The sequence below is a fragment of the Neisseria sp. N95_16 genome, from assembly GCF_002551535.2.
Taxonomy (GTDB): domain Bacteria; phylum Pseudomonadota; class Gammaproteobacteria; order Burkholderiales; family Neisseriaceae; genus Neisseria; species Neisseria brasiliensis.
Genome location: NZ_PDBT02000156.1, coordinates 1 through 879, shown reverse-complemented (window position 1 = coordinate 879; position 879 = coordinate 1). Strand labels below are relative to the sequence as shown.

The window sequence follows — 879 nt, the reverse complement described above, 5'->3', positions numbered from 1 at the left end:
AACCAAACCAAAGGGGCTTAGCATTCTTGATGTGAAAATACTGCACAACGCTGCCATCGGGACTGATGACCGTCTCGCCTGTGACGCGCATGGTTTGTTCGGTATGACCGGATGCTGTGCCGTTAATGGTGCGGCTGTAGCTGCGGCGGGTTGCGGTGGCCGCCTTAACAGCTTTGTCGTAGGCGGTTTTGACGGCCTTGCTAGTGGCAATTTTATATGCATCATCACTATCGATCGCATTACTGCGGTCTCTATGTGTATATACTTCATTCCCGTCGTAGATTAATCGGCCGTCATGCCGCAACTCTAAAAACTTACCAGTTTTAATATTTTGTATAAACACGGCATTATGGTTAGCCGACACTATGCCGGCATTTGAGGCGGCGGCGTTAACCTCGTTATTGGCCACCTGTATGCCGCCGAAGGCTTTTTGTATATTATTAAACGTTTTCACGCCTGAGATGGTTTGATCGCCGGTTAAATTTACCCCGGCTGCGGCATCTAACTTGCCGGCAATCTGATTAGTCACCCGTCTTTGATAGGCTACCATTTCGTCTTGCAGTTTTTTACCCATGGCCGCCGTCAACGCTTGGTTGGTTGCGCTGCTGGTCAAGGTGTTATTAAGCTGCACAATACCGGCCGCTGTTGTGCTGGCCTTGTCGATGGCATGGCTGTGTGAACTGGCCGCCACGGTATTGCCGCTGGTTGCGGTAATGGTTGACGGGGTGCCGAGGGTAATGGTGCGGTTGGCAGACAGATTGCCGCCGCCTGTGAGGCCGGTGCCTGCGGTGATGGTGGTGTTGGCGTTGGCTTTTTCTGCTAATGCGTTTGCAATTGCACGATACATTTGGTTTGGCACTGCCCCATTAACTTTGGCGT

Annotated in this window: 1 protein-coding gene; it reads right to left on the bottom strand. The window is 51.6% G+C overall.

Going from position 1 to position 879, the window contains the following annotated elements; all coding sequences use genetic code 11:
* Positions 1 to 879: tail fiber protein (locus CRG49_RS12985; RefSeq protein WP_198515179.1), on the bottom strand; the 879-nt coding region annotated here is incomplete at both ends.